Below are 26340 nucleotides of genomic sequence, written 5' to 3'. Positions count from 1 at the left end.
TGGCTGTGCATCCTGTTTATTGGCTAAAAATGGATATTAATTATGCTTGTAAAGCGATTGATAAAAATACTGGCTGTTACCCTCTCTGTCGGCGCTGTCTCTGGCTGTTCAGTGAGCTTAACAAAATCTATGGAAGATTATGCGGGTACAGATTCCGCCAGGATCAGAGTGAAAAACTACATGCCGCCGTTAACGCTGGAGGTTTATGAAAAATCAGGAGAGTGTTACAAACTTGCCGACGCCAGGACGTTAACCGCCGGGGTTAACGTTATCGGTATAAAGTCTACCTACAATAAAAAATTGCCGGGTATGCTGCCGCCGTCGCCTGAAATGCAGGGCATGGATGCGGTAGAGTATAAAATCAAAGCGAATCAACATGTCAGCATCACCTATAAAGAAGAGACGTTTAGATCGCAATACAATCAAACTATCGCCACCCGCTCCTCCAGCTTCATTCCTGAGGTCGGTCACGACTATGATATTTACCCAGTCAATGCGTATGTAAGCATTATTGATTTAACCGCGGGTAACCATGCGACAAGATTTTGGGGGAAAGAAGATAAAGAATGCCATCACAAGACCGGGTTACTGGGCGGCAGAAATTACTATTAATGCGTGATGGTTCGCAACTTACGAGTTCGACTGATTTATTTTTATATCAAGTCAGTTATTATTTATTCTTGTTTACTAGCTGTTGGGTTTATAAATTCCAATAAAATATTCATGTCATCAATAACTCATAGGTTCATATGAGTTGGCACTGTATTTGTTCTACTTACTATTAAGGATGATTCGATGAAGACGTTAGTTATCGCCAGCATGGTTATTTCCACTCTGGGCCTCAGCGCTGCGGCCCATGCCGGGCAAAGCACCCTCACTGCCGGTTATGCGCAAAGCAAGGTGCAGGACTTCAAAAATATCAATGGCGTTAACCTCAAATACCGTTACGAGTGGGATTCACCGATCAGCGTTATCAGCTCCTTTACCTATATGAGCGGCGATCAGAGCGAGTCTTATTATGTATATCGCGACAGGATAGATAACCATGCGGAAGTTAAATATTACTCCTTGTCGGTTGGCCCGGCGTACCGTATTAACCCATATATCAGCGTCTATGGCCTGTTGGGTTTGAATTATAATAAGGTCGACTACAAATCATCCTGGCATAACTACGCCTACAACACTTACGAGTATATGGGCGAAGAGAGTGGCAACCAGAAGAAAACGTCCTTGATGTACGGCGTCGGTTTCCAGGTTAACCCTATCGAGAATCTGGCGATTGATGTCGGCTACGAAGGCTCCAGACTGGATGCTGACGGTAGGAATCTTTCGATCAACGGCTTCAATATCGGCGTTGGCTATCGTTTCTGATGAGTTGAACGCTGTCGGCCTCCCCATTGCGGCAGGCCGACAACCTTTACTCCCATTTTTCGATAAATCGCCCGCCACGAATATCTCAGGCTTTGCCCATCAGCGGATCGCTGACGCTATCCCGGCCGTTTTCCAGGCGGCCCGCCAGCCGCCGTTGCCAGCCGTGCGCACTCTCTAGCACCAGATCGTACCAGCCGCCGCTGGATAAGGTATCGAAGGTCTGCCGATGGCTTTCGCCCGGCGGCAGCTCAATGCGCCACGGGCCGCTTTGCGTATAAGGGCAGCGGGCGATAGTCACGGTTACTGCCTGGTCGCCGGGGTTGTTGAGCGCCAATTCCAGGCTGCCGTCATGTGGAATCAAACGCACTTCCGGCTGCGGCCGTTGCAGGGTGCCGCGCAGCTCACGGTGGAAACCGTTAGGCCCCAGCAGCCAGAGATGGTATTCGTCCGCCGTTTGCCAGCCATCGCTGAGCGCCTTGCCGGCCTCGACGGTGTAACGACGCGGGATCTGGTCCAGATGCCGCCGGTCGTAAACGTGAAACACCGCGCCCTGCTCACCGGTATTCAACAGGTTGAGCGTCAGCCGCTTTTGTTCGGGATCGGCGCTGGCTTCGACATGCAACTGGTAAGGCAGTGCCCGGGAAGGGCGCGCCAGCCGCTGCTGATGCGGTAACTGCTGGCTGCCAGGCGGCGGCAATGGCACCTGGGGCAGCTGTTCCTGGCGCATGCGCAGGCGGTCGGCGCTGTGGCGGGTGGTGGCCGGCAGCTTGGGCAAGGTTTCCCCGTTGGGATCGACAAAGTTGAATGCCGAGGTGAGATCGCCGCATACCGCGCGGCGCCAGGCGCTGATGTTAGGTTCATGCACCTGAAAACGTTTTTCCAGAAATTGCAGTACCGAGGTGTGGTCGAATACCTGCGAATTGACCCAGCCGCCGCGGCTCCAGGGCGACAGGATCAGCATCGGCACGCGTGGCCCGGGGCCATAGATGCGGCCATCCGGCGGCGGTTGCTCCTGCGAGCCGGGCGGGGCGACGTGCTGGAATATCTCGGTTTCGAACGGCACCGTAGATTTACCGGCGAAGCTGCCGTCTTCCCGCAGCGAAGGCGCCGAAGGGGAAGGCATGTGATCGAAGAAACCGTCGTTTTCGTCGTAATTCACCAGCAACACGGTTTTGCTCCACACCTCGGGGTTGTCGGTCAGCGCATTCAGGATCTCCTGGGTAAACCAGCCACCCTGCACCGGGCTGGAAGGCCCGGGATGCTCCGAGTAGGCCGCCGGGGCGATTATCCAGCTCACCTGCGGCAGCTTGCCCTGCTGCACGTCGGCGCGAAAACCGGCCAGCATCGCGTCCAGATCGTTGCCGTCGGCGGCCGGCAGGGTATTGCCGTTGCCTTTGTACAACGGCGCTCTGTCGTTCAGCTCGTCGCGATAGGGCACAAAGGCAGTGAAGTCTTGCGGCGGTTGCGCCGGGTTACCCACCTTAACGCTGGCGGCGCGGTACTGGCGAAAGCCCGCCAGCGGGTTATCGGTGAAGTTATCCGGCAGGAATTGGTAAACCTTCCAGCTGACGCCGCTCTCCTCCAGCCGTTCCGGATAGGTTTTCCAGTCGTAGCCGACGCCAACCGGGCCGGGACTGTCCCACTCGTTGACCACCACGGCGACGTTGGCCGCCGACGGGCCGTTGGTGCCGGTCCAGTGGAACAGGCGGTTGGTGTTGGTGCCGGCGTGGATTGAGCAATGATAGGCGTCGCACAGGGTAAAGGTTTCCGCCAGGGCAAACTGGAACGGCAGCTCGTGACGGCGGTAATAGCCCATCGAGGTCGGCGTTTTATAAGTGGGCCAGGCATTCATCCGGCCATGGTCCCAGGCCGATTGCTCATCCACCCAGGAATGCGGCGTGCCCTCGACGCGCTGGGCGTTGCCGCGTTTGCTGTCCAGATGGTAAGGCAACACCAAGCGCTCGGCACCCTGCTGTTGCCAGACATGGCGGCCTTCCGGCAGAGGAATGGTGATGCGATCGCTAAAGCCGCGCACGCCGGGCAGGGTGCCGAAGTAGTGGTCGAAGGCGCGGTTTTCCTGCATCAGGATCACCACATGCTCGACATCCTTTATCGTGCCGGTGCGGTTATTGGCCGGTATGGCCAGCGCTTTGCGAATCGAGGCGGGCAGCAGTGAAAATGCCGATCCGATGGCGGCAGCCTGCAGTAACTGTCTGCGTGAAAAATCGGGCATGCGTCGTTAACTCCCTTTAGCGGTGTGGTTTGAAGATAGCGGTTAACGAGTGTAATGACCAAAAATCACCGGAAGATTACAGGGGGATTTTCTCGTCGATTAGTCTATGCTTTTGATTGCTAATAAGTATGGACGTAAGGGAGAGGTAATGAAGAGAGCAGTTGTGGTATTTAGCGGTGGTCAGGATTCCACCACTTGCCTGGTTCAGGCGTTAGAGCAGTATGATGAAGTGCACTGCATTACTTTCGATTATGGTCAGCGGCATCGGGCGGAGATCGAGGTGGCGCGCGAGTTGGCGGTGGCGCTGGGCGTCAAGGGCCACAAGGTGTTGGACGTTACCATGCTGAACGAACTGGCGATCAGTAGCCTGACGCGCGACAACATTCCGGTTCCGGCGTTTAACGGCACGCAGCCGGGCGCTTTGCCGAGCACTTTCGTGCCGGGGCGCAATATTCTGTTCCTGACGCTGGCGTCTATCTACGCCTATCAGGTTGAAGCTGAGGCGGTGATCACCGGGGTGTGTGAAACCGACTTCTCCGGCTACCCGGATTGCCGCGACGAGTTTGTCAAAGCGCTGCATCACGGCGTGGCGCTCGGTCTGGCCCGGGACATTCGTTTTGAAACGCCGCTGATGTGGTTGGATAAGGCGGAGATCTGGGCGCTGGCCGACTATTATCGGCAGCTTGAGCGCGTGCGCAGCGATACGCTGACCTGCTATAACGGCGTTAAAGGCGAGGGTTGCGGGGAATGCACGGCCTGTCATCTGCGCGCCGAAGGCCTGGCGGCTTACCGGAAAGATAAGGTGGGCGTGGCTGCCCGCATGAAGCGCAAAACCCAGTTGGCATAAGAAAAACAGGGAGCGAAAGGCTCCCTGGATATTTTGCGGTTTTAAGCCACAGCGTCGTTGACGGCCACCGGCGCGGTAGAAGGCCGGTTAATATAGTTGCGGAATATTCTTCTCGCCAGATAGATCGGGCCGACGCCAATAATGGAATAGGCCACCTTGATCAGGAACTGCGCGAGAATCATCTCTTTGATAATGTCCCAGCCCAGCACGCCATAGAAGGCAATGGAGCAGAAAATAATACTGTCAAAGGCAGAGGCGACCACGGTACTGGTAATCACCCGCAAGAACAGGTATTTGGAATTGGTCAGCGCCTTGATCTTGCACAGCAGGTAGGAGTTGATATTTTCTGAAATAAAATAGGCCAGCGAAGAGGCCAGCAGGACAGAAACAATACTGCTCACCATGCCGGAATAGGTCGCGCCGAATTCCCAACCCGGCAGGTTTGGAATTAACGCGGTGCCCCACAGCCCAAGCACGAACAGCAGGTTGGCGATAAACGAGATGACAATGGTTCTGCGCGCCAGACGCAGGCCGTAAAACTCATTCAGAATATCTACCAGCAAGAAGGTGAGCGGATAAATGAAAACGCCGGGCGGCGTGATAATGTCCAGCACCGGAATATGAATGGGTTTTACGCCGCAGATGGTCGAGAAGATGTAGATCACGCTGAGCGCAACGCTGATCAGCAGATAAGCTTGCCATGAACGTTCGTTGCGATCGCCCAGCTCGTAAGCGGTCTTAACCTTGTCATCGCTGTAGAGCTTTCTGTAGAGCGCCTGAAGTTCGTGCCGGCTCAAATCCTCCGAGATCTCGCTGTCTGCCAGCTCTTTCAGCCCGAGGGTAATGGTTTTGCCCGTGGCCAGCACCATGACATTGGCGGCAATGGTCCCGTGGTGCGTAAACCCCAGCAGTTTAAATTTTTGATTAGATTCCATTTATAGCCTTTCTCCAACGATATAACCCAGAAATCGCACGGTATCTTCCATGCCGCTATCTTCTTTGCCGTTAACCACAAAGAAGCCGTTTTTTCCCGAGTGATACAATAAAGGCGAATCGCAAACCAGCACCGGCGGGCGTTTTATAATGATGACCTCGCCTGGGATAAATGAACCTTTTATTTCGGTTTCTATTTTCATTGCTACCATATTTGACTCATCGCCGAAGAAATAAGTCAAAGGGAACGCGGTGACCAACTGCCCGACCTTCCAGGCCGCCACCGAGAGATATCGGGACTGGGGAATGACGGGGATAGCGGAAGGGTTTTTATTCCCTTCGGTGGAAAGCGTTTCGTTGAGCCGCTCCAGTTTTTCCAGATCATAGTCTTCAATCTCTTCACAGGAAACGCCGAAGAAGTCTGAAATCCGGTTAACGGTAGCCTGCTGCACGTTGTTGACCCGGCCATCCAGAATTTTATAGAGGGTGGTGCGCGTCAGGCCGGTGCGGTTAGAGAAGGATGCCTTGGTTTCGCCCCGGGTTCGCATCAGATATTCTATATTTCTAATGATGTTGATTTTGCGCTGAGCGTTGGTCGTCTTCATAAGCATCCCTTACAATATTGTTGCAGGCAGTACTATATCCTACGCACCAACATTGTCTACAACGGACGCATTACTCACACTGGTAAGCACCTGATTACCCTTTAAAAATAGATGATATAAAATGAAATCATTCGCCTAATTGATACTTTAATCATGATTAGCATGGTGGGTAATCTTAATAATTATATTTAAATCAATTTGTTATGTTAAGTTTTTGAAAAAGTGGACACAAAAGTGATTTTTATGTCCACTTTTATGTTGACCAGAGTGGTTTGGGTGGGCTACTGTTCATCCATACTGAAGTGTTTCTTGATGATCAAAACAGTTTAAAGCGGTCATTAACGGCTTCTATAATAAAAAACTCAGAGGGGAGGCGTTTCCATTCTCTGAGTATTAAAGGATGTTTTAGCTACCGACACCAGGGAATTCCAATCACGTTTCCGGCCGTAAAGCCACAGTTTTAAACCCACCGAAAATCCAGATGCCAGTCGGCTGTTTAGCCGACCGATATCTCTTTTATTGCCTCAGGCCATTAAAGCCTGTGTAAGTACCCCGCGTAAAAGAAGCATTCACTCTTAGATATCTCCCGGCATACGAATTATCTCCCCAAAGGGGATCGCCACGCGTAAAGCCCATTCAGCGAGCACCCGATCATCGCCATTCTTAAAACTGTCGAGGCCGTAGGTACTACAAAGACGCCTGCCGGCGCATAATTTATCGCCACTTGCCACATTAGGGCGGTGAATCAGAACAGGCATGATGCGCTGGTGTGTGGCAGTGACTTCCGAACTTTCAACGTGGTGGATGATTTTAGCCGTGAGGCTCTGGCGTAATGGGCTGACGACTGTGGCGTAATACTGAAGTTTATCAAACCAGGCAAGACGGCACAGAACGCGTTTATCGAACGGTTTAACAAGAGGTACTGGACATAAATATTGGGTTTTTACCTGCTCAGAACATTGAGTGAAACTCGGGAGATCGCAGATCGTTGGTGGAAAACCCGGATATCTCAAAAAAGTGCGTGGAACTAAAACGAGTGTTCTTACACCCCTGCGCGTATTAGCAAAGAGAGTTTACTGGCTTTAGATAACTTTAAGTTTCATTGATTTACCTTATGAAACAATTAAGTTATATTGAATAAATTTTTATTTTTTTTTGCTATTTAAATCATGGTGTTACTTTTTATTTGGTTTTTTTTAAAGCGTTTTCATAGAGATTACCAAAAACATCTTGATAGTTAATGTAATGGTTTTGGATAATGAAACATTAATTTTTGTGAATAAATATCATTTAAAAACCACTTTTTTTACTTTTTTACATTTAAATTTATTTTGTTTCAATTATATTATTTACATAAGGAGTAAAGCTATTTTTATCAGTATCAATTGCAAGTTTTATTAGTATGAGTCCAAAACTAAATTTGTTGACTAAAAAGGCAACTCGCATTATTAATTTCTCCTGAGAGGGAATGTCATTGAGGTAAAATTAAATTGTGATTATCAATTTAGAATATTAAATAGTTAACTATCTAATGGTAAGGTTAAAGGAGATATAATGGCTAATATAGTCGTTGTAGGGGATCGCTTTTCCGAATTTAGTGAGAATGATAATGTATTTACGTTTACTCAGGCGTTGAAGTTTTTTGCTGATGCTAAAATTGGCGGGAATTATCAAGTTATTTTTGGTCAAGGGATCTCTCAAGAAGATATAGAAGAGTTTAAAACATCACTGCGTCAGTGTGATACCGAAAAAAAATTACGGTTTAACCAGACTTATCTGAGTCGGGAAACAACCAGAAATACACATAAAAATAAAGCGGAAAATGTTCTTATTTCAGAAGTCAGTCAAATAGATGTTGCCTCATACCAATGTCATTTGTTGATTGATGACGGATGTGCAGAAATGGCCGATCACGTAACAGGGCAGCATGTTCAGGGAATGGTTTTACTAGAAGCATGTCGGCAGATGGTTAATTCCGTCTCTGAACGTTTTCTCATTAAAAAAGACAGTGAGAAATCGTTTGTTCTACATATGATGAATTCTGAATTTAAGGAGTATCTTTTTCCTGTCGCGTCAGTCATGGAGATGACTCTCAAGAATATTCGTCGGGGGCTAAGAGGGGACTTTACTGCTGAGTGTAATATTACTGTAGTGCAAAACAGCACCCTATGTCTGTGTGTCACCGTTAAATTTAGTGCAATTGATAAAGGATCTCTAGGTTTGATCGAGCAGCAGATGGCAGTAAAATCTCTTAGTCATCTGCATTGAAAGAGTTAATTTGAGGAATATAAAAATGAGAGAGAATTCGGGGCTTATTTGGTATCTTGTCTTGGTTGCGTTACTTGATTTTATTGGTCTGGGAATGGTGGTGGCGATATTTCCCCACATGATGATTTCTGATGCGGCTTCACTCTTCCCTGGCGGGTTGGGACATCAAAAAAAAGTAATTATATTGGGGGTTTTTCTTGCAATATACCCACTTGGTCAGTTTTTTGGTGCATCCATTTTGGGAAAAATGTCGGACATTTATGGCCGCAGAAAAATAATGTTAATTACAGTAGCGGGCACCGCCGTCGCCTTTGCTGCCAGCGCCTATGCTGTCGTTGAAGCATCGGCGGGATTGCTGCTGATTAGCCGCTTACTGGCAGGGATAATGGCGGGTAATGTGGCGATTGCACAGGCAAGCATGGCTGATATCAGTGCGCCGGGCAATAAAACTAAAAATCTTACCATGATTCAGACTGCACTTGGCCTGGCTTGGGTAATAGGGCCACCTGCCGGAGGTTGGCTAACCAATTTCTCTTTGGGGCAATTTAGTGGATATATGACACCGTTTGTTATTATGGCTGCTATCTTTACACTGTTATTTATTTACACTTTAGTGGCGTATCCAGACACTTTGGAAAAGCATACGCAGGAAAAAATAAATGTCTTCTCTGGCCTGGTACAAATAGCGAAAGCCTTTAGCCATGCTGAGTTGAGAATGGCATTTTTTATCTGGACGGTTTTTGTTGCAGGTTGGTGGTTGTTTGAGTCTTTCCTTCCTGCTTATCTGTTGGATATTTACAGTTTTAGTTCTTTTCAGATTGGATCTTTCCTCGCATCAATGGGAGCCACCTATGCTATTTTCCAATTTCTGGTAGTTAGACGTGTTGCCAAATTCGCTAAGCCTGAAAATATGGTTAGTTATTCACTAGTGGTGTCTTCGCTTGCTGTAATGGCTATTTCAATGGTCAGTAATACTATTTATCTTCATATATTAATTACCATTTTTGTAACCTCTATGGGTTTTGCATTGACTGGGCTGATAAGCAGTATTTCAAATCTTGCGCCTGAAAATGAGCAGGGGGAAATTATGGGGTCTATCAGTTCCATTCAGGCACTCGCCACATTGACGGTAATGTTACTGGGCGGTTTCCTTGATACTACTAATGTCCGTGTAACGGTGGTGGGCGGCGGATTATTACTGTTGGTTAGCTGGTTACTGTTTGTGGTGCGCCTGGGAGTAATTAATCGTAAAGCGATTCGCCAGGCATAGGGAGCCTCGATGAAAAACCATTGTCAGGTCTTGGTTGTGGGTGCTGGCCCTGTCGGGCTGCTGCTGGCATGCAGGTTGAAGAAAAATGGAATTGATGTTGTGGTGGTCGAAAAGAAATGTTCTCGATCAACGCATTCGAAAGCATTGTCAATGAATGCTGCCTCTTTGGCTTTATTACGTTCTCTTGGCGTAGTTGAGAATTTCGAACAGTCAGGAAAAGAAATCGGTGATATTTCAATTTACTGGAACCAGAAGCGAATTTCGCACGTTGATTATTGTCAGTTAAATAGTTGCTACCAGCATATTCTTGCCATTCCTCAACCAGAAACTGAGCGGTTGCTGGAAGAGCATTTTATTGAACTGGGTGGAGAAATCCGACGTGCTGTTACGTTAAACGCAATTGATGTTGGATCCGCGGGGATCAATGCCAGCCTCACCGACGGGGTAACGCTGACCTGCGACTATCTCGTTGGTTGTGATGGTAGCCATAGCACAGTACGCGACCTTGCTGGCATCACCTTCAGTGGATTCGACTACGATATTGATTTTTATTTGTTTGATGCTCATGTCAGCTGGCAAGGTAAGTGCGATGAAGTACATTATTTTGTTGACGAGCAGGGGTTTATTATCGTTATCCCGCTGGCGGATGGTAATCATCGCTTTGTTCTGCGGTGCCCTCAGGAGGATGATTCGCGGCCAACGTTAGCTAAGTATCAGGCTGTACTATCACGATATATCCCGCAGCCAATTGTCATTCAGCGTGTAGTCTGGGAATCTAAATCTCAGTTTTACAATAGGCTGGCAAGTCAGTATCGGGCAGGCAATATTTTTCTTGCTGGGGACTCCTGCCACCTTTTCAGTCCCATTGGGGGGCTGGGGATGAATACTGGTTTCCAGGATGCCTGGAACCTTGCGTGGAAGTTGACTGCGGTTATTCGTCAGCGGCAACCTGATGATTTGCTCAATACTTACGGTGAAGAGCGGCGCAGCGTAGCGGCGATGTTACGTGATAGCACCGATACCAGCACTCGCCTCATTACCCGTATCGATCGTGATAGCGAAAAAACGAGCTGCTGGCTGCCATTGTTCAGCAACAGATGGCGTGCGAGAACGCTACATCCACAATTGTTCTCAGGTCTGGCACAACGTTACTCCGACTCCTCATTGATTTGGGAGGGGGGGAAACTAGCGGGAAAATATTTGCCGTATCTCTCGCTCACCTGTCAGGGAAACCGCGTTAGTAGTTATGATATTGTAGATGGAGAAAATTATTTTATTATTGTACGTAGCGAAAGTGATAAGCAGCAGCTGATTAAAAAGTTGGGTGATTATCATATGAAGATATATTTTTTAGAAGTTAATGAGTCGGGTAAAAAAAACGAAATTCAATCCGAAGAATATATTCTGGTGCGTCCTGATGGTTTTGTCGCTATCCACGAAGTCTTGGGAAAGTTGGAGTTTGTTTCTCATTATATTGAAATGAATAAAATAAGGAATTATTTATGAAAGAAAAAATACGCCACGTAATTATTCAGGCAGTTACAGAACTTAATGCCACCTTGACCGAACCACTACCGATTGAACATGGTGATGAATGCTTTATTTATAGATATGACTCTCATCTTGATTCCATTTCTTTGGTAATGTTGATTTCTGATTTGGAAAGTAAGCTGGAAGATGATTTTGATATTACCCTCACACTGGCTAATGAGAAATCAATGTCGGTTAAAAATAGCCCTTTTTCATCAGTAGGTAAACTGACAGATTATATCGCCGACTTAATTGGAGAACAGCATCATGCGTAAGCCTATTACCCTAATCACCGGGACGCGAAAAGGAATTGGAAAATACCTGGCAGAGCACTATGTGGCTCAGGGGCATATTGTCGTGGGGTGCAGTCGTTCTGATGTGGACTGGCAGTTGGACGGCTATCATCATTTTCTTGCTGACGTGATAGATGAACAGGCGGTGAAAGCATTATTTAAAAATATCCGTCTGAAGTTTGGTGTTTTGGATAATTTGATTAATAACGCAGGAATTGCCTCAATGAATCATCTGATGCTGACTCCGTTATCCACCGTAAACAACATATTTAATACCAATGTGGTGGGGACTTTCTTGTTTTGCAGAGAAGCGGCGAAAATAATGGCGAAAAACAAGTATGGACGTATAGTTAATTTTACCACCGTTGCAACCCCTCTGAAGCTTGAAGGTGAAGCTATTTATGCCGCCTCAAAAGCAGCGGTCTATTCCCTAACGGAGGTGCTGGCACGCGAGTTGGCGGAGTTTAATATCACCGTCAATGCTGTAGGGCCTACTCCGATTGATACCGATCTTATCCGTTCTGTGCCTCAGGATAAAATGGACCGCTTGGTGGCCCGCCAGGCCATTATTCGTAAAGGTGTATTGCGGGATGTCTCGAACGTCACTGATTTCTTCTTACGGAAAGAAAGCGACTTTATTACGGGGCAGAATCTTTACTTGGGGGGCGTCTGATGGATAACACGCTGCTATTTGATACTCTTCACAACAACGGTGACCGGATTGCCTGCTGGTACCAGCAGAAGTCATACAGCTATAAATGGTTGCTGTCGCGATGTGATGAATTGACTCGGACCTTTAGCTCTGCCGGTGTGGTTGCCGGAAAAATAGTTTCTATTATTGCTGATTACCAACCAGACTCGTTGGCTTCACTGCTCGCGCTGATCCAGCTAAAAGCGATTGTGCAGCCAATGACTCGTCTCAGTAAAGAGGAGATCGCGAGAAACAGCGAAATATGCAGCAGTGAATTCCAGTTATGGATTGACGAAAATGGGTTCAAAGATATAAGACCCACGGGGATGAATAGTGAAAATGAGTTAATTAATGCTTTGCGTTGTTCCGGTGATGCAGGCTTGATTATCATGTCTTCTGGGAGTTCCGGAAAAAGCAAAGCCATTGTGCATAACCTTCATCAACTAATTGGCGCTGTGAATCCCTCTTTGCAGTCGAGGACGGTGATTTCGTTTCTGTTGTTTGATCACATTGGTGGCATCAATACCATGCTGAATGCATTTGCCAGCGGAAACTGTTTAGTCATCCCTGAACAACGCACACCGGAGCATATCAGTGAAGCTATATCGCGTTATCGGGTTGATGTGCTGATTACCTCACCATCTTTCCTTAACCTAATGATTTTAAAGAGGTGTTTTGAAAATACTTCGCTGCAAGTACTAAAGCAAATTAACTATGGCAGCGAAGTGATGCCAGCTTCCATATTAAGCTACCTGACGGGAAAACTACCCTCAACGAGACTGACTCAGGCTTATGGGCTTTCTGAGGCTGGCGTAATTAAGACTCGTAGCGATGATAATCAATCAACTTTCATTCGTATCGTTGACGAAGGAGTCAAGGTCAGAGTGAGAGATAATAAACTGGAAATTTTATCAAAAACGTCAATGTTAGGTTATATGAATGCGCCATCACCGTTTACATTTGATGGATGGTTAGTCACCGGTGACGTAGTGGAAGTGCGTGACGATAGCTTTCGTATTGTTGGCAGAGATACGGAAGTAATTAATGTCGGCGGAGAAAAAGTTTATCCGAACGAAGTTGAAAACGTTATTCTTCAAATCTCCGGAGTAGAAGATGTGGTGGTTAATGGAGAGAGTAATTCTATATTGGGGAATATAGTGGTTGCAAAAATAAAAGCAGATGTTGATATCGATCTTATTCAATTGAGGAGAGAGGTGATTTTAGGGTGTAAGAAATTCCTCCCTTTATTTAAAGTTCCTCAGAAAATCACATTTATAAATGAAGTTGATTATGGTCTGAGATTTAAAAAGAAACGTCAACCAACTATCTGAGGTATAAAATGAATAAGACACTACTACTTGTCGACCTTGCTGATCTACTAGAGGCGAGTATCACCTTATTGAACGATGATTATCCCCTTGATCCTGAGGGACGTTGGGATTCTCTGGCGATTGTTTCTGTAATTGGTGCTATTGACCAGCACTATGCGGTGCAGGTGAACGGAGAAGCTCTTGGCCGTTGCCAGCGTGTGGGAGAAATATTTGATCTGGTATTTAAGCAAAATGAAGTGGCTGCAGCATGAATGTCACACTTAGAGGGTTAAAAATAGAGGCGGTTGCCGCCTCTGTTCCGTCGACTAAGCTGACACTAACACAGCTGGCGCAGCAATTTGGTGAGGCGGAAGTGGCGCGGATTGCACTTAGCACCGGTATTGGCCAACTGGGTATTGCGCAGGCCTCACAGCGGGCTTCTGACTTATGCCTGCATGCAGCGAGCAAAATTTTTAGTGGGCAGATCAATCCTGAAGAAATCGATGGCGTGATTTTTGTTTCTCAAACGCCGGACTATCTGATGCCCGCTACTGCCTGCGTGCTACAGCAACGACTGGGACTACGCCAAGATGTGGTTGCCTTTGACATTAATTATGGTTGCTCCGGTTATATTTACGGCTTGTATCAGGCTGCGCTGTTAATAAGCTCGCAGAGCTGTCGAAAGGTTTTGCTCTGTGCGGGTGACACAATGACCCGACACATTGCTGACGACGATCATAAACTTCGCATGGTACTGGGAGATGCCGGCAGTGCGACGGTCATTGCTGCCGGTGATGATGACTGGGCTTTTGATATTCATACCGATGGCGGTGGTTATGACAAACTCATCGTCCCGAAGGGTGAGGATTTACGCCATGGTTATCTGCAGATGGACGGGGCTGCCGTGATGGAGTTTGCGCTTAAAGTGGTACACAACACGGTGAATAAGGCGTTAGAAATGAAAGGATGGGAAAAACATCACGTGGATCATTTTCTTCTACACCAACCCAACCGTTTTATGCTGCAGTACCTTACTAAAAAACTAAAGGTTATCCCTGACAAGGTACCGATCGCGGTAGAACATTATGGTAACACCGGTCCGGCATCCATCCCTCTGACCCTGTGCCATCATTTCGGTAACGGCGGACAACGACCAGGGAGGACCATAATGTCGGGATTTGGCGTCGGCTTATCTTGGGGGGCAGTAGGCCTCAACTTAAAGGATGTCCACGTATTTTCCCCCTTGACCTGTATCAGCTGAAGGAGGAGTTATCATGTCGTACAGTGTATTTTTAGACGTGGATGAAACGCTCATTAACTGTAAAACTCTGCTGGCCACGTTCAGGTATCATTTGAGGGCCGTACAGGGTGTCCCTATGGGAGAGTCGCGTTTTGGTGAAGTAATGGCCGTATTGTCTGAAGCTCAGGCTTCAGACAATAATGATAGGGCAAGTTTAAATCAGCTCTACTACCGGCATTTTGCTGGCATTGACGTAGTCAGTTTGACCGCTACTTGTGAGTCTTGGTTTAATTCTATCGGCATAAAACTGCTGAAAACCAAGATATGCGACGAAATTGTTCACCATCAGCGGTGTAACGCCCGTATTGTGCTGGTGTCAGGCTCTTATCACGCATGCTTGGATCCGTTGGCACGTTACCTCAAAGCTGATGCAGTCCTTTGTACCGAGCTGGTTAGCGAGCAGGGTATCTATACGGGTGAGCTGCAAGGCCCCCCGGCCATCGGTGAGGGAAAAGCCCGGCTCATCGCAGAGTATATCTCGCGGCATCGGTTATCTTTAAGTGGCTCCCGAGCTTACGGCGACCATCAGAGCGATGTGCCGATGCTAGAAATGGCGGATGAAAAGGTGGTCGTTGATAACTACGATCTCTACTCTGCTCTCAGCGAGCGCTGGCCTGAAGTGGAATGGCTCGACAGCCAGCGGGTGTCCTGAGTTCCAGATTTTACTGCTCCGCTTTGCCTTGGGAGTTCAGAATATCACGCACGTTTACCAGCGCATTACGCACCGCTGCCCCCCCGGCGTAGAACAGCAGTTGCAGGATAGTCTCAATGATTTGTTCTCGACTGGCCCCGGCATTCAGTGCTGCCTGAGTATGTGCGCGCAATTGCGGAACGGTGTGACCCAAGGTGACACAGGAAGCGATCACTACCAGTTCTCGGGTTATGGCATCCAAGCCAGGGCGAGCAAGAATGCCGCCCATCGCCCATTCTATTGAAATATCTGTAAAGTCGGGACAAAGATCGGCCATATCTTGGCGCAATGCTTCGCCGGCACCATTACCAAACAGCTCAGTAAATAACGCTAAACCACGTTCGCGAAGCTCTGGGTTTGTTACCATTGTGATTTTCCTCTCTATGTGAAATTCTATTAAAACTCACTAATAAAAATTGATAAACAGCAATATAGTTTGATCTTTAACAAGGAGGGCTTGTTAATCGTGAATAAACTGGAAAGCATGTCGGTGTTTGTCCGCGTGGTGGAACGCGGAAGTTTTAGCGCTGTTGCTGAAGAAATGCGGCTGAGCGGTACTATGATTGGGCTGCATATCAAAGCGCTGGAACAACATCTTGGGATTCGCCTGTTGAATCGGACGACCCGCCGCCAGAGCCTGACTGAATTTGGCAGCGCTTATTATCAGCGCTGTCGGCAAATTTTAGCCGATATCGAGGATACTGAGTCGGTCGCGCTGGCATTGCACCAAAGCCCACGAGGAAGGTTGAAGGTGGCCTGTCCCGTTTCATTTGGGGTACATGCGCTGTCTCCGGTAACCGCCCGGTTTCTCACGGCCTGGCCTGAAATGACGCTGGATCTGGTGCTGAGCGACAAGATGTTGGACATGGCGGAGGAGGGCGTCGACGTCATGATTAAAGTGGGTGAACTTGAGCATGTAAATTCGCTGGTTGCTCACCCGCTGGCTGCTTATCAGTCGGTCATCTGTGCCTCTCCCGACTACCTGGCGCACTCCGGCACACCTGTTCACCCTCAAGACTTGACCGAACATCGCTGCCTGGGGTTTGCCCACCCCTTGGCGGGCAGTGAATGGACGCTACAGCAGGGAGGTAAATTGATTAAAGTGCCTGTTAATATTGTTATGGCTGTCAATAATGGGGAGGCTCTGCGCAGTGCAGCGCTAAATGGGCTGGGAATTTTAATGCAGCCGGAGGTACTGTTGGCAGAGGATTTGCGTCAGGGCAGATTGATACCTCTATTGCCGGAGTATCAACCACTGGCAAGGCCTGTGCATGTACTGACGTTTGTTGATCGTCAACAGTTGCCAAAGATCCGTCTGTACGTTGACTTCCTGTTGCAGCATTTTAAGGAGACGCTCAGCCTGCCCAGTTAATCCGCGAATCGTTCCGCTTTTCTCAAGAATACTGGTTCACCCCTGGTTGTATATAAATGTTTCTATACCCAGTTCACTTCAAGATGCAGGATAAATTGTCATGGCATGTCAATGATCTAACCGGCATCGTGAAGTATTGGATAAATATTTTCAGTATGGCAAAGATGTCAGGTTTTTATAAAAAATTCAGGAGCTACCCGAACCCCGCCTTATTTTTCTCTTCGCTCAGTCCTGTCCAGAAAGAACCGGACGCATAAAGCTCCGTTCATAACTGATGATGCTGCGATTGCGTTTTTCCAGCTCATAGGCAGCGCAACATTCTGCGTCCGCGGCCATTTTTACGCGGTATTCCTCGTAGGCGGCCAGGCTGGGAAAACTGAATAACGCCAGTGCGATGTTATTGGCGCCTTCCGACGGCAAAAAATAACCGTGGTGCGTGCCGCCCATGCGATTGACCAGAGGGATCCATAAACGGGCGTATTGCTCAAATTCGGCGATTTTGTACGGGTCTAAAACATATCTTAGGGTACAGGTGATCATGGGTGGGTCTCCTGGCTCCCCAGCCTGTGGGGAGCCTTGCTATGAGTGGGACAGCTCGGATTACGTCAGTTTTTGCGTGGGTACCGGTTTTTGATAACGGCCCAGCGCCAACTTGCATGCCCAATATAAGAGACTGGCGGCCAGCAGTGAATTGATTGTTGGCACGCCCCACTCGGTAACCAACCCGACGATGCCGCCCACAATACTGGCGATGATCGCCGTCCAGCCAATCGTCGGCGTCTGGTCCGGCAATTTGCCTGCACGCCGGCTCTCATCCAGAATTTTGCGGTGGGTGCGCAGCAGATAATAATCCACCAGCATGATGCCGATAATCGGCGGGAACACCACGCCAAGCACCGTCAGGAAATCGACGAAGCGGTCCAGGATCCCCAGCACGGACAGCGTGGTGCCCAGCACGCCGATAACCAGCGTGGTGGCGGTGTATTTGAGTCTTTTACCGGTCATGCCTTCGACGGCGTTGACGATGCCGAGCGAGGAAGAATAGAGGTTGAGGTCATTGACCCTTAAGGTAGAGAACACCACCACCAGCAGGCCTGCACCGCCGGCGGCCTGGGACATGATGGTCACCACATCCGCCGTGCCGAGCGTTTTGGCGATCAGGATCGCCAGGCCATTGACCACGAACTCACCGGCGACGATGGTGAAAATGGTCACGCCAAACACATGCTTGCCGTTTTTGGAGTAACGGGTCAGATCGGGGGTCATCAGGCTCGCCACAATGGCGCCGCCGACCACGATGGTGATGCCGGCGCTGATGGTCAGCGGCTCTCCCGGCGGTGCCAACTGGATAATTTCCTGCAGATTATGGCCGGAGAGGGCGGTGATGGAAATATAGGCCACCAGCATGATGAACATCGGAACCGCAATGCGGGCGGCAATGCGCAATGCCTTGAAGCCAAACGCCACCAGAATCGTCAACAGGGTGCCGGACAGGCCGGCGGCCAGGCCAAAGCCCAGCTTATTGCCCAGGGCAAAATCCAGCGATTTGGCGAAGATGGCGTTTTGTATGCCAAACCAGCCCAGCAGGCTGATGGCCACCACCACCCCGATCAGCACCGAACCCAGGCGGCCGAAACCGCACCAGCGGGCCAGCAGGCTGCCGGAGATCCCTTCGCGCATGCCCGCCAGCCCAAGGCCGTAAGTCACCACGCCAAATATCAGGCTGCCGATGAAAATGGCGCTGAACGCATCAAACAACGTCATGGAGTGGCCGAGCACCGCCCCAAGCATAAATTGGTCCAGGGCGGTCAGCATGCCCATATGCACGATGGCCACGCTTAAAAAGGAGACTCTTTTATCCTGCGGTACCCGCGTTAACGGGTAGTCTTCAATCTTGATCACGATAAGGTGTTCCTTGCTGTTCAGATAAACTGGATGCCTTTTGCTATCAGGCGATCGGGAATATAGCTGTCCAGACGCGCATATTTGCAAAATTCCTCAAACTGTTGCAACGTATGGACGTCAGATTTCTGATAGATGTTATATATTCTATTTTCTATCGTTTTAGTGCTGATGTTATATATTTTGGCGATCTCTTTTACCGACAGCCTTTGCAGCATCAAAAATATAACGTCAAGCTCGGATTGGGTGAAAATACTATTATTCACCTCGGTGGTCAGCACGCTGGGTTTTTGCTGGTTGATGTATTTTAGCGGCGTTAGCGAGTTAAGCGGTTTGGCATTCCACATCACCCCGAACACCTGCTTTTTATCGTTGTAAATAGGCAGTTTTTCGCTGATAAAGGGGGTCAGGCTGTCTTTCCCGTACCAATAATGCGTTTCTATTACGGCAACCCGATCCCGCGACATTTCCGTCATTTTGTCGTGTTCTATGAAATCGTCTGCGCAGTCGGCCCAGTCGGCGGGAAACTCGTCGTCCCGTTTGCCGGCGATATCGAAACTCAACGGCGTATTGGTATAGAGATAGGCAGCCTTATTCATATAGATATGACGGGATTCCAGATCCTTAATGCCCCAGGGATCACTTAAGTGCTCCATCATGGCAATAAGACCCTTCAAATAAAACTCGTTATTTTTATCGGGCGAATCCACTCTGACCTCACCGATTAAAATTGCGTTAAATTTCTTTCGCCAGGTAATGACGCGTATGCTTTTTGGCATAGCCGCCTAAATTGCCGTAGACCTGATAACCCAATTTTTCGTAAAAGCCCCTGGCCTGGAAGTCGAACGTATCGACATAGGCCATGTGGCAACCCCGTTGACGGGCTTCTTCTTCAGCTTTTTTCATCAGTTGGCGGCCATAACCGCTTTTGCGATGGTCATCGCTGACCCAGAGATATTGCACTTCAAGGCCGCCCCACCAGGTTCTGGCCACCAATCCGGCGACGATTTTACCGGCGTCATCGGTTACGGTCAGAAACAGCGGATGGATGTCTACGGGTTGATAATTTTCGTTGTGTGCCCAAAGGTTGTCGATAACGTACTCTTCGTCCTGTGGGTTTGGCTGGTCCGTCACATTGATATTCATGGTCGTAATATACTTTCCCTTGGTAATAATTTGTGTTGAAATTAAATGGAATTCACCCAACCTGCTTAATTATCACTTTTCATAATGTATTACAAGGGTGCTTTTCACCCGTTCCCGTCAGCCGGAGCAGCGGTTATATTGAACGTGACGGGGCAAAACAATAGCGTAGTACACGCATAAATAGCTTCAGGCCCTGCTCGGTAACCTATTCCTATTGCGCCTCACCAGGGCCTCATCAGGAACGTAAATCTGCTATTCAAGGCTCCACCGGTAGAGCAAGTCAACTTGCCAAAGGGGAGCCGCTATCTTCCGTTGTTATACATTATCCCGCTCAACGTTAAATGTTCAGACGTTGCTGCCGTCAGTTAGCGCGCAACAGAATCACGCCTATGCTTATCGGCCTTATTATTTCCCATAAATATAATATTTACGTATTTCTTACGCTTTCAATACGGTTTATGACTTTTATTGTTTGCGTTTATATAAATACCCGGCAACGCATCTTTAAAAAGTAATTTTATTCTTTAAAAGGTGAATTTCTGCATGTTCAGAACGCAATATTGCATTTTTATTATGTGGGGTTGTTTATTAAGATATGCCCCGCTTGTCATCGCAAGCTTCGTGATATTGGTTCTGCTCTGGAACACCTCCTTTGGCGTGATAAAAAGGAGGTTTTTTCGTTTTGCCGTCACCTTTACACGCAAATATGAGCAATCCGGTGGCCGCAGCGGCTTTTCCACTGCGGCGGGGATCATAATGAATAGAACCTCACTTTATTCGCACCGTTTGACGTCTGGCGATCAGGATATCAAGGATGATCAAACTGCCAGCGCGTCATAGTTTTTGCGCCGGTAGTTGATCGCCGACAGTACCCAGAACAAGACAAACAGCGCAATAGCGGCGTAGCCGACGCTGCCCATGTTGTCATTGAGCAGCGCGATGCCATCCCAAACGGCGCCGTGCAGGTTCAATTTTTCGGCCAGCAACCCCAATCCTTCCAGGCCGCCAATCAGCACCGCAATCGCCACGCTGGTGGCGGTGATGGTCATATTGTAATACAGCTTGCGCACCGGTTGGTTGAACGCCCAGCCGTAAGCGCCAATCATGACGAAATTATCCAGCGAATCCACCAACGCCATACCGGCGGCAAACAGCAGCGGGAAGATCATGATCGACCAGACTGACATGCCCGCACCTGCGCCGGCTGCGGAAATGCCCAGCAGGCCGACTTCGGTGGCGGTATCGAACCCCAGCCCAAACAAAAATCCCACCAGATACATATGCCGGCTTTTGTTCACGGTATTGAAGGTCACGCGGAACAACCGCGTCATCAGGCCGCCGTGCCGGTGCGCCAGCGCTTCATCCGTCAGTTTTTCTCCTCTTTTCACCCGGCGGAAGGTGCGGTAAACATCGCGCAGAATCAGCCCGTTGAGCGCCGCCATCGCCAGCAGGAACAGCGAAGAAATCAGCGTGCCGAGGGTGGAGCCGTAGTCATGCAGCCAGCCGATGCGGCTGCCGAACGCCAGCGAGGTGGCGGCGATGGCCGCGCAGGCCAGAATCACGATGCTCGAATGCCCGAGCGAGAAAAATGCGCCGACGGAAACCGGCCGTTGGCCCTGTTGCATCAATTTGCGCGTCACGTTGTCGATAGCGGCGATGTGATCGGCATCCACCGCGTGGCGCAAGCCGTAGCTGTATGCCAGCAGCGCGGCGGCCATCAGCGCCGGGTGATGATGGAATGCGGCAAAGGCCGCAGCCCAGGCCAGCAGATTAACGGCGATCAACGCCAACAGCAGCCAGAAGGCGCGGGTATTTCTTTGGAAGAACTCAGGGTAATTCATGTTACGTCCTGTCAGAAAGAGAAGAAGAAAGAGGGGATTGTTGTGCGCAGGCGACCATCGCCTGACCGAATGCCAGCCCGCCATCGCCGGCGGGGATGCGCTGTGGCAGCAGGACTTGCAGCGGCGCCAGATGATGCACCAGTCGTTGGCGCAGCAGCCGGTTGTGCAGCACACCGCCGCTCAGTGCCACCTGTTTGATGCCGTAGTGTGCGGCAAAACGTTGGGCCAGGGCGGCGAACCCCTGCGCCAACGCGTCGTGAAACGCCCAGGCGCGCTCCGCCGGCGGTGTGCGCCAGCCAAGCCATTGCTGCCAGAAGGCGGCGAGATCGAGCAAATTGTCTTTGATCGGCAGATGCAGCGGGTGGCGGCAATGGGTCGCCTGATGCGCCAGCGCTTCCAGCCGGCAGGCCGCTTCGCCTTCCCAACTGAGTTGCAAGGGCGCGCAGCCTAGCGCGGCGGCGGCGGCGTCAAACAACCGACCGCACGACGATGCCAAGGGGGCATTGATACCGGCGTCGATGGCTTTCAGCAGCGGTTGCCACGGTTGTTGCAGCAAAAACTGCGTTTCCGGCAGCCGTTGCCAACCCTCGACAAAGCGCGCGCAGTGCGCCAGCAGGTTGCGCCACGGCGCTTGCGCGGCGCGATCGCCGCCCGGTAGCGCCACCGCCGGCAACCCGCCGAGCGAACGGCATTGCCGGTAATCCACCCACAGGCATTCGCCGCCCCACAGCTGGCCGTTTTCGCCGTATCCCAGGCCGTCCAGCGCTAACCCGATAACCGCGCCGCCATCGAGCGGCCAACGGTGCTCCGCCAGGCAGGCCGCCAGATGCGCGTGATGATGCAGGACCTCGGTCAAGGGGAGCGCTTGACGCTGCGCCCAGCGGCGGCCGGCATAATCCGGGTGCGCATCGGCGGCGATGCGCTGCGGCCGGCAGTGATATAGCCTGAGGAAGTGGGCGATGGCGTGCTGCCACTGTTGCTGAACGTCCTCCTGCGCCAGGTGGCCAAAATGCGGGCTGAGGATCGCTTTGTCGCCGCGCACCAGGCAAAAGGTGTTTTTATTGTCGCCCCCGATCGCCAGCAGCGGCGGTTGAACCGGAAAGCCGGGTGGCAGCGGCAGGGCGTCCGGCGCATAACCGCGCGAGCGGCGTAGCATCTCGGTGCCCTGCGTGTGTTGTCGCAGCAAAGAATCATCGGCGCGTTGCAGGATCTCGCGGTTATGCATCAGCCACAAATCGGCAATGCCGGTCAGATCGCGCAGCGCCTGTTCGTTGGTCAACGCCGGCGCGCACCCGGCGGCGTTGCCGGAGGTCATCACCAGCGGGCGTCGCACCGCTTGCATCAGGAGATGATGCAGTGGATTGGACGGCAGCATGACGCCGACTTCGTCCAGATGCGGCGCAACGGCGTCACACAGCGCGGAGTGGGGCCGCTGTGGCACCAGGACGATCGGTGCGGCCGGAGACAGCAGGGTTTCGCTCAGTTGCGCCAGCGAGTGGCTGCCGGTGCAGCGCGTCAGCCAGCCGATATCCGGCAACATTACCGCCAGCGGTTTGCCCGGCCGCCGTTTACGGTCGCGCAGGCGCATCACCGCTTGTTGATCGGTGGCGTCACAGGCCAAATGGAAACCGCCGACGCCCTTGATGGCGACGATTTCGCCGGCGCATAACAGCGCCGCCGCCTGTTGCAACGCCATGTCCGCCAGGTTGATTGCTTTGCCGTCAGCGTGGCAACTGAAGAGCTGCGGCCCGCATTCGCGGCAGGCCACCGGCTGGGCGTGAAAACGCCGGTCCTGCGGCGTGTGGTATTCCCAGGCGCAGTGCGGGCACAGCGCGAACGGCGCCATGCTGGTCGCCGGGCGGTCGTAAGGCATAGAGCGAATCAGGGTGAAGCGTGGGCCGCAATGCGTGCAGTTAATGAAGGGATAACGGTAGCGACGATCGTGCGGATCGTTCATTTCACGCAGGCAATCGGGGCAGGTGGCGGCATCGGGCACGACCTGCGTAGCCATTTGGCTTTGTCGGCTATGGCGAATGGCAAAGTCCTGCGGCGGCTGCAGCCAGTTGAAGGGGCGCAGGCCGATATTATCAATCTGGGCCAACGCCGGTGCCTGGCGCTGCAGCATATGCAGGAACATATCGATATCCACCGGTTGCACCAGCCGAATTTCGACCCCGGCGCTGTCGTTCCAGACTTCGCCACGCAGGCCGAGGCGCTGCGCCAGTTGCCAGACAAAGGGGCGGAATCCCACCCCCTGCACCTTGCCGCTGATGCGAAGCAATAATCCTGACGGTGACTTGGACATCTTACCCACCCAATAAGTAGGGGACGAACAGGTTCGTCCGAGGTTAATAACAGAGTGGTCTTTGAGTCCGAGATACCCGGGCCTAGCGCACCGAGGGGCCATTATGGGACACATCCCTGTGTCCCACCCTCCGGGCCGACATGAAGTCGTTCCAATTTGCTCCCGGCAAATTGGTCGACGGCCAAGGCCGTTACGACCCCTTCGGCACGCTCTCCCTAATAACGGGCTTGGTCAGCTATCTGGAACGAACAGGTTCGTCCCGGTTTGGTTAACGATCACATCACGTCTTCCACCGCCCTGCGCAGGCGGGCTTTCATGTCGCTGTAGCTTTGGCTGGCGTAATTTTCCGCCCAGTTTTGATCGCCGATCGCTTCCAGCTTGACCGCGCAGTACTTGGTTTCCGGCGTTTTGGATATCGGATCGAGGTTCTCCTGCGTCAATTCATTGCAGGCGCCAATCCACCACTGATAGGTCATGTATACCGCGCCCAGGTTAATGCGCTCGTTGTAGTTGGCGCGGGAGATCACCTTGCCGCGCCGCGAGGCGACCCACACCAGTTGTTGATCGCCAACGCCCAGGGCGGCGGCGTCTTGCGGGTTGATTTGCACGAAGCCCGGCTCATCCGCCAGCGTTTGCAAGGCGGCGCAGTTGCCGGTCATCGAACGGCAGGAGTAGTGGCCGACTTCACGCACCGTACACAGCACCAGCGGATAAGCGGCGTCAGGCACTTCGGCCGGGGCGCGCCAGGTGGTGGCGAACAGTTGCCCCTTGCCGGACGGGGTGGTGAATTGATTGCCCTGATACAAATAGGGCGTGCCTGGGCTCTCGAGCGTGGTGCAAGGCCATTGAACGTGGCCGAGTTCGCCCATTTTTTCGTAGGTCGCGCCGTAAAACAGCGGGCACAGCTCACGCATTTCATCCCAGATTTGCTGGTTGTCTTCGTAATGCATCGGATAGCCCAGTTCGGTCGCCAGCAGGCTGATGATTTCCCAGTCGCGTTTGACGTTGTACTGCGGCTCGATGGCTTTTTCGAAACGCTGGAAACCGCGATCGGCGCACGAGAACACGCCACCGTGTTCGCCCCAGGAGGTGGATGGCAGGATCACGTCCGCCCGTTCGGCGGTTTTGGTCATGAAGATGTCTTGCACCACGATAAACTCCAGCGCATCGAACGCGCTGCGCACCAGGCCGAGATCGGCTTCGGTCTGTAACGGATCTTCCCCCATGATGTAATAGGCTTTCACTTTGCCTTCGTGCACCAGGTGCGGCACTTCAGTGATGCGATAACCGATATCCGGATCCATACCGGCGGCGTCAATGCCCCAGGCGGCGGCGAATTTGGCGCGGACGGCGGGGTCGGTAACGGATTGATAACCGGGGAATTCGTTTGGCAGCACGCCCATGTCGCAGGCGCCCTGGACGTTGTTCTGGCCGCGCACCGGGCCGACGCCGACGTTGGCGCGCCCGAGGTTACCGGTCAACAACGCCAGGCTGGCCAGCCCTTTGACCACATCCACCGCCTGGCCGAACTGGGTGACGCCCATGCCCCACATGATGGTGGCGGAAGGCGCGCTGGCGTAGGTGCGCATCGCCTGGCGGATTTGCCGGGCGCTGACGCCGGTCAGCTGTTCCACCGTTTCCGGCGCGTAATCGGCCACTTGCTGGCGATAGGCGTCGAAGCCTTCGGTGTATTTCGCCACATAATCGCGGTCATACAGGTTTTCTTCGATCAGCACGTGGCCGAAGGCGTTAACCAGCGCCATATTGCAGCCGTTGTTGATTTGCAGATGCTGATCGGCGATGCGTGCGGTTTCAATGCGGCGCGGATCGCAGACCACGATTTGCGCGCCTTTCTCTTTGGCCTTCAGAACCCGGCGGGCGACGATCGGGTGCGAGTCGGCGCAGTTGTAGCCGATGATCAGCAAACATTTGGAGTTTTCGATATCGCCGATCGAGTTGCTCATGGCGCCGTTGCCCAGCGTAGCTTGCAAACCGGCAACCGACGGGCCGTGGCAGACGCGGGCGCAGCAGTCGACATTATTGTTGCCGATCACCGCGCGGGCAAATTTCTGCATCACGTAGTTGGTTTCGTTGCCGGTGCCGCGTGAGGACCCGGTGTGCATAATGGCGCGCGCGCCGTGCTGCTGTTTGATGGCTTTCAGCCGCTGCGCGGTATAGCGGATGGCTTCGTCCCAACTGACCGCTTCAAACTTGCCGCCTTTTTCGCGGCGGATCAGCGGCTGCGTCAGGCGCGGCGTCAGCAGTTTGGTGTCGTTGAGAAAGTCCCAGCCGTAGTAACCCTTCAGGCACAGCTCGCCCTGATTGGTTGCGCCGTCGGCGGCTTCTGCGCGCAGGATTTTACCGTTATCCACCACCAGTTTCATTTTGCAGCCTGCGCCACAGTAAGGGCAGACGGTCGTGATTTTTTTCAT

The 26340-nt window shown here is 51.4% G+C and carries 24 protein-coding genes and 1 pseudogene; 14 read left to right on the top strand and 11 right to left on the bottom strand.

Annotation, left to right across the window (positions count from 1 at the left end; translation table 11 throughout):
• Nucleotides 1–42 precede the first annotated feature (42 nt).
• Nucleotides 43–612, top strand: coding sequence for a hypothetical protein (locus V2S86_RS18440; protein ID WP_330763625.1), 570 nt, complete (start codon nucleotides 43–45; stop codon nucleotides 610–612).
• Nucleotides 613–795: 183 nt separating this feature from the next.
• The gene (locus V2S86_RS18435; protein WP_330763624.1) at nucleotides 796–1371 is read left to right on the top strand and encodes an Ail/Lom family outer membrane beta-barrel protein; all 576 of its coding nucleotides are present in this window, start codon (nucleotides 796–798) and stop codon (nucleotides 1369–1371) included.
• 85 nt (nucleotides 1372–1456) lie between these two features.
• Here V2S86_RS18435 and V2S86_RS18430 read toward each other — a convergent pair whose 3' ends face one another.
• Nucleotides 1457–3604, bottom strand: a complete 2148-nt coding sequence (locus V2S86_RS18430; protein WP_330763623.1) for a phosphocholine-specific phospholipase C — start codon at nucleotides 3602–3604, stop codon at nucleotides 1457–1459.
• Between the two features lie 148 nt (nucleotides 3605–3752).
• On the opposite strand from V2S86_RS18430, the gene queC reads away from it, so the two are divergent.
• On the top strand, nucleotides 3753–4451 hold the full coding sequence (gene queC / locus V2S86_RS18425) for a 7-cyano-7-deazaguanine synthase QueC (protein WP_330763622.1): 699 nt from the start codon (nucleotides 3753–3755) through the stop codon (nucleotides 4449–4451).
• 41 nt (nucleotides 4452–4492) lie between these two features.
• Here queC and V2S86_RS18420 read toward each other — a convergent pair whose 3' ends face one another.
• Together V2S86_RS18420 and V2S86_RS18415 are read right to left on the bottom strand one after the other, a co-directional pair.
• Nucleotides 4493–5386, bottom strand: a complete 894-nt coding sequence (locus V2S86_RS18420; protein WP_330763621.1) for a queuosine precursor transporter — start codon at nucleotides 5384–5386, stop codon at nucleotides 4493–4495.
• On the bottom strand, nucleotides 5387–5989 hold the full coding sequence (locus V2S86_RS18415) for a helix-turn-helix domain-containing protein (protein ID WP_330763620.1): 603 nt from the start codon (nucleotides 5987–5989) through the stop codon (nucleotides 5387–5389).
• Nucleotides 5990–6679: 690 nt separating this feature from the next.
• Between V2S86_RS18415 and V2S86_RS18410 the strand changes: the two are divergent.
• From V2S86_RS18410 to V2S86_RS18365, 10 genes and pseudogenes are all read left to right on the top strand, one after another.
• Nucleotides 6680–6981 (top strand): annotated as a pseudogene (locus V2S86_RS18410) (integrase core domain-containing protein); the annotation flags it as partial.
• 562 nt (nucleotides 6982–7543) lie between these two features.
• Entirely contained in the window at nucleotides 7544–8257 is a 714-nt protein-coding gene (locus tag V2S86_RS18405) for an AfsA-related hotdog domain-containing protein (RefSeq protein ID WP_330763619.1), read from the top strand.
• 25 nt (nucleotides 8258–8282) lie between these two features.
• Nucleotides 8283–9527, top strand: a complete 1245-nt coding sequence (locus tag V2S86_RS18400; RefSeq protein WP_330763618.1) for an MFS transporter — start codon at nucleotides 8283–8285, stop codon at nucleotides 9525–9527.
• A 9-nt stretch (nucleotides 9528–9536) separates the two neighbouring features.
• Complete coding sequence (locus V2S86_RS18395) at nucleotides 9537–11033, top strand: FAD-dependent oxidoreductase (protein WP_330763617.1); 1497 nt, start codon at nucleotides 9537–9539, stop codon at nucleotides 11031–11033.
• Nucleotides 11030–11332 (top strand): hypothetical protein, encoded by a 303-nt coding sequence (locus V2S86_RS18390; RefSeq protein ID WP_330763616.1) that lies wholly within the window; start codon nucleotides 11030–11032, stop codon nucleotides 11330–11332. Before V2S86_RS18395 ends, V2S86_RS18390 begins: the two co-directional genes overlap by 4 nt.
• The gene (locus V2S86_RS18385; protein WP_330763615.1) at nucleotides 11325–12023 is read left to right on the top strand and encodes an SDR family NAD(P)-dependent oxidoreductase; all 699 of its coding nucleotides are present in this window, start codon (nucleotides 11325–11327) and stop codon (nucleotides 12021–12023) included. The genes V2S86_RS18390 and V2S86_RS18385 overlap by 8 nt, the downstream gene beginning before the upstream one ends.
• Nucleotides 12023–13372, top strand: a complete 1350-nt coding sequence (locus tag V2S86_RS18380; protein WP_330763614.1) for an ANL family adenylate-forming protein — start codon at nucleotides 12023–12025, stop codon at nucleotides 13370–13372. The genes V2S86_RS18385 and V2S86_RS18380 overlap by 1 nt, the downstream gene beginning before the upstream one ends.
• Nucleotides 13373–13380: 8 nt before the next feature.
• Nucleotides 13381–13623, top strand: a complete 243-nt coding sequence (locus tag V2S86_RS18375) for a hypothetical protein (RefSeq protein ID WP_330763613.1) — start codon at nucleotides 13381–13383, stop codon at nucleotides 13621–13623.
• Nucleotides 13620–14612 (top strand): 3-oxoacyl-ACP synthase III family protein, encoded by a 993-nt coding sequence (locus V2S86_RS18370; protein WP_330763612.1) that lies wholly within the window; start codon nucleotides 13620–13622, stop codon nucleotides 14610–14612. The genes V2S86_RS18375 and V2S86_RS18370 overlap by 4 nt, the downstream gene beginning before the upstream one ends.
• 13 nt (nucleotides 14613–14625) lie before the next feature.
• The gene (locus V2S86_RS18365) at nucleotides 14626–15303 is read left to right on the top strand and encodes an HAD-IB family hydrolase (protein WP_330763611.1); all 678 of its coding nucleotides are present in this window, start codon (nucleotides 14626–14628) and stop codon (nucleotides 15301–15303) included.
• Between the two features lie 10 nt (nucleotides 15304–15313).
• Here V2S86_RS18365 and V2S86_RS18360 read toward each other — a convergent pair whose 3' ends face one another.
• The gene (locus V2S86_RS18360; RefSeq protein WP_004948181.1) at nucleotides 15314–15709 is read right to left on the bottom strand and encodes a carboxymuconolactone decarboxylase family protein; all 396 of its coding nucleotides are present in this window, start codon (nucleotides 15707–15709) and stop codon (nucleotides 15314–15316) included.
• 99 nt (nucleotides 15710–15808) lie between these two features.
• Here V2S86_RS18360 and V2S86_RS18355 point away from each other — a divergent pair, with 99 nt between their 5' ends.
• A complete protein-coding gene (locus tag V2S86_RS18355) occupies nucleotides 15809–16714 on the top strand; it encodes a LysR family transcriptional regulator (RefSeq protein ID WP_122289382.1) in 906 nt (301 codons plus the stop codon).
• Nucleotides 16715–16939: 225 nt separating this feature from the next.
• On the opposite strand, the gene V2S86_RS18350 is transcribed toward V2S86_RS18355, so the two are convergent.
• From V2S86_RS18350 to fdhF, 7 genes are all read right to left on the bottom strand, one after another.
• Complete coding sequence (locus tag V2S86_RS18350; RefSeq protein ID WP_330763610.1) at nucleotides 16940–17254, bottom strand: NIPSNAP family protein; 315 nt, start codon at nucleotides 17252–17254, stop codon at nucleotides 16940–16942.
• A 60-nt stretch (nucleotides 17255–17314) separates the two neighbouring features.
• Complete coding sequence (locus V2S86_RS18345; RefSeq protein ID WP_330763609.1) at nucleotides 17315–18616, bottom strand: cytosine permease; 1302 nt, start codon at nucleotides 18614–18616, stop codon at nucleotides 17315–17317.
• 20 nt (nucleotides 18617–18636) lie between these two features.
• Nucleotides 18637–19326, bottom strand: a complete 690-nt coding sequence (locus tag V2S86_RS18340) for a helix-turn-helix transcriptional regulator (RefSeq protein WP_330763608.1) — start codon at nucleotides 19324–19326, stop codon at nucleotides 18637–18639.
• A 25-nt stretch (nucleotides 19327–19351) separates the two neighbouring features.
• Complete coding sequence (locus V2S86_RS18335; protein WP_330763607.1) at nucleotides 19352–19762, bottom strand: GNAT family N-acetyltransferase; 411 nt, start codon at nucleotides 19760–19762, stop codon at nucleotides 19352–19354.
• A gap of 818 nt (nucleotides 19763–20580) precedes the next feature.
• The gene (locus V2S86_RS18330; protein ID WP_330763606.1) at nucleotides 20581–21603 is read right to left on the bottom strand and encodes a HoxN/HupN/NixA family nickel/cobalt transporter; all 1023 of its coding nucleotides are present in this window, start codon (nucleotides 21601–21603) and stop codon (nucleotides 20581–20583) included.
• Nucleotide 21604: 1 nt separating this feature from the next.
• Nucleotides 21605–23908 carry a carbamoyltransferase HypF gene (gene hypF, locus V2S86_RS18325; RefSeq protein ID WP_330763605.1) on the bottom strand — a complete coding sequence of 768 codons (2304 nt, stop codon included), beginning with the start codon at nucleotides 23906–23908 and terminating at the stop codon, nucleotides 21605–21607.
• A gap of 275 nt (nucleotides 23909–24183) precedes the next feature.
• Nucleotides 24184–26340: a formate dehydrogenase subunit alpha gene (fdhF, locus tag V2S86_RS18320; RefSeq protein WP_330763604.1), complete on the bottom strand. Its 2157-nt coding sequence runs from the start codon at nucleotides 26338–26340 to the stop codon at nucleotides 24184–24186.

Origin of the sequence: Serratia sp. C2(1), assembly GCF_036352655.1 — a bacterium.
Classification (GTDB): Bacteria; Pseudomonadota; Gammaproteobacteria; order Enterobacterales; family Enterobacteriaceae; genus Serratia; species Serratia inhibens.
The sequence above is the reverse complement of the archived record's forward strand: the minus strand, read 5'-3'. Positions and strand labels throughout refer to the sequence as shown.